Origin of the sequence: Flavobacterium sp. (assembly GCF_035456085.1) — a bacterium.
In the GTDB taxonomy this organism is placed as follows: Bacteria; Bacteroidota; Bacteroidia; order Flavobacteriales; family Flavobacteriaceae; genus Flavobacterium.
This window is the reverse complement of the sequence record NZ_DATIDY010000093.1, coordinates 1-2881: the sequence shown is the minus strand read 5'-3', so window position 1 is coordinate 2881 and position 2881 is coordinate 1. Positions and strand designations below refer to the sequence as shown.

Here is a 2881-nt window from a genome sequence, read left to right as displayed (position 1 = left end):
ACAACCCCCACATAACAGCCACTACAACGGATTTGGGCATTGGGCTTAATGGAAAGATGGTTTTGTATTTGGGATGATTTGGCAAATCCGAATATAGGGCTTAATTTAGTCCCAAACCCGCTGTAGTGCCAAGACGTTATGTGTAACCTTATAAGAACTATGAAGACACTCTCCCTAACAATATTGACCATTTTGACTTTGGGTTTTCATATACCGAAAAAGGAAACTATTTTCTTGGGGACTGTTAAGACAGATACTAAAAACAAAGACAATATTTTTGGACTTTACATCGAATTTAGGGTTGATACATTAATTATTGCGAGAAACATTATTCAACAAGACGGAACCTTTAAAATTTCGGCAACGGCTGACAAAGATTTTGACATTTATTATCGTGGTATTGGTGTTGGCGATACTTACGTTCAGACAATAAAGGCGACCGAAAAAGACACTGTTTCGTTGACTTTCAAAATACCGAAGGACTACAAAAAGCATTTTGGAAAAACTGTTTGTCCAAAGTGTAATAAACATGACCAAACAGTTCCTATTCGTTATGGACTTGGAAGTTCAATCATAGTTCGACACATTAACAGCCAAGGCGACACAATATACACTCCTAAGGACAATAAAAAATATTATGATGGTGGTTGCGTAACCTCTGACATTGATTCTAAATACTTTTGCGAACGAGATAAAATAAAATTTTGACAACAACCCTAGTAGAAAAGGCTACACATAACAGCCACTACAACGGATTTGGGCATTTGGCTTAATGGAAAAATGGTCTTGTATTTGGGATGATTTGGCAAATCCGAAGAATGGGCTTAATTTAGTCCCAAACCCGCTGTAGTGCCAAGACGTTGGCAGAAATATTCCCTCAAAAAACGAAAAATCAAAAGCAGTGAAAAAAATCATTCTAATATTTATTTTAATTGGATCGCAATTTGGATTTTCTCAAGAACTAAAAGAAATTGAAAAGTTATCAAGTTTATGCAAAACTTGGGGATTTCTAAAATACTATCATCCAAATGTATCCAAAGGAGATTATAATTGGGATGAGCAATTGTTAATTATTCTACCTAAAGTTGAACAAGCTAAAAACAGAGAAGAACTATCTAAAGTATATCTGGATTGGATAGAAAGTTTAGGAACAGTTAAAGTTTGTAAAACTTGTAATGAATTAAGCGATCAAAAATATTTTGACAAAAATTTCGACCTTTCTTGGACACAAAGCACCGAATCATTTACTGATGAACTTACTATTAAGCTAAAATATATTGAAAACAATAGATTTCAAGGCAATAGTTATTATGTTACTTCTACTAATATTGGGAATATAGAAATTAAAAATGAACCAAAATATGACAATTTTGAATTCCCAAATGAAAACTATCGATTGTTAGGCTTATTTAAGTTTTGGAATACTATCGAGTATTTCTATCCCTATAAATACTTAACAAATCAAAACTGGAATGAAGTTTTAAATGAAATGATTCCGAAATTTATAAATGCTAAAAACCCAACTGAATACCATTTAGCTATGCTTGAAGCAGTTGTGAAATTGGATGATAGTCATGGTATTTTTAAAACAAAATTTACAACAGAATATTTTGGTACCAAGTTTATTCCTGCAAAAATGAAAATAATGAATAATAAAGTAATCGTAACTGGTTCTTGGAACGATTCATTATCAAAAATTAATGATTTGAGAATAGGAGACATCATTGAAAAAGTTAATGAAAAAACCATACAGGATATTCTTAATGAAAAATTAAAATATATTGCTGGTTCAAATCTTAATAGCAAATTAAGAAATACATATTATACTATTGCGAATGGAAATGTAGATACTGTATCCATTTCTGTAAATCGCAATGGTAAATTTTATGATAAAATAATTCATCGATACCCTTTTGATTTGATTTTCGGAAAAAATATTAAAAATGAAAAATATAAAATATTAGAAAATAATATTGGATATATTAATATGGAAGCTTTAGAAATCAAAGATGTTGACGAAACAATGAAAAAATTAAACAACACTAATGCTATTATTATTGATATTAGAAACTATCCTAATTTTATACCTTATTTAATTGTAAACTATTTAAGTTCAGAAAAAAAACCCTTTCTTAAAACAAATATTCCAGATTTAAATTATCCTGGAAAATTTATATGGAAAGAAACTGCTACAGCTGGAAAAAATAATAAAGACCATTTTAAAGGTAAAGTTGTTTTGCTTGTAAATGAAGAAACTCAAAGTAGAGCTGAATTTTCTGTAATGTGTTTGCAAACAGCAAATAATGTAATAACAGTTGGTAGTCAAACTGCTGGAGCTGATGGCAATATGAGTTACATTGAATTTATTGGTGGGTATAAATCAGGAATGTCGGGTACTGGAATATATTATCCTGACGGAACAATTACACAAAGAAAAGGAGTTAAAGTAGATATAGAAATACTTCCAACAATAAAAGGGATCCAAGAAGGAAAAGATGAGGTATTAGAAAAGGCAATTGAAATAATTAGGACAGAAAAATAAATACTTCTGCCAACACACGCTACAAGCAAGCTGGGCATTTGGCAAAATTTGAAGATGGTTTTGTATTTGAAAAAATTATTTTTAACCGAAAGTTTAGGCTTTCTTAATCCCAGCCTGCGTGTAGCGCGAGAACGTTATGTGGGAGTTGAAAAAAGAAATTTACTGCTAAAATCACGTTTTTTTAAAAGCGAATTGTTGCGCAGAAAATCGAAATACAGAAACCTAAAATTAGAGTTTTAATCGGAACTTGAATTTCGGAGTTTCTATACTGAATCCGAAATGCAAAACTTGAAAAGCAGAAACTTGAATTTCAGGGTTTCTAAACTGAATCTGAAAAAC

The 2881-nt window shown here is 30.9% G+C and carries 2 protein-coding genes; both read left to right on the top strand.

Translation table 11 applies throughout. From position 1 onward, the window contains the following. The first annotated feature begins 159 nt into the window (after window positions 1–159). Window positions 160–708 (top strand): hypothetical protein, encoded by a 549-nt coding sequence (locus tag VLC96_RS07190; protein WP_325261714.1) that lies wholly within the window; start codon window positions 160–162, stop codon window positions 706–708. Between the two features lie 193 nt (window positions 709–901). Next, a complete protein-coding gene (locus VLC96_RS07185) occupies window positions 902–2542 on the top strand; it encodes a S41 family peptidase (protein ID WP_325261712.1) in 1641 nt (546 codons plus the stop codon). Window positions 2543–2881 lie beyond the last annotated feature (339 nt).

Excerpts from the sequence above, each read along its gene's own strand:
- VLC96_RS07190 (WP_325261714.1), top strand. The coding sequence starts at position 160 with ATGAAGACACTCTCCCTAACAATATTGACCATTTTGACTTTGGGTTTT.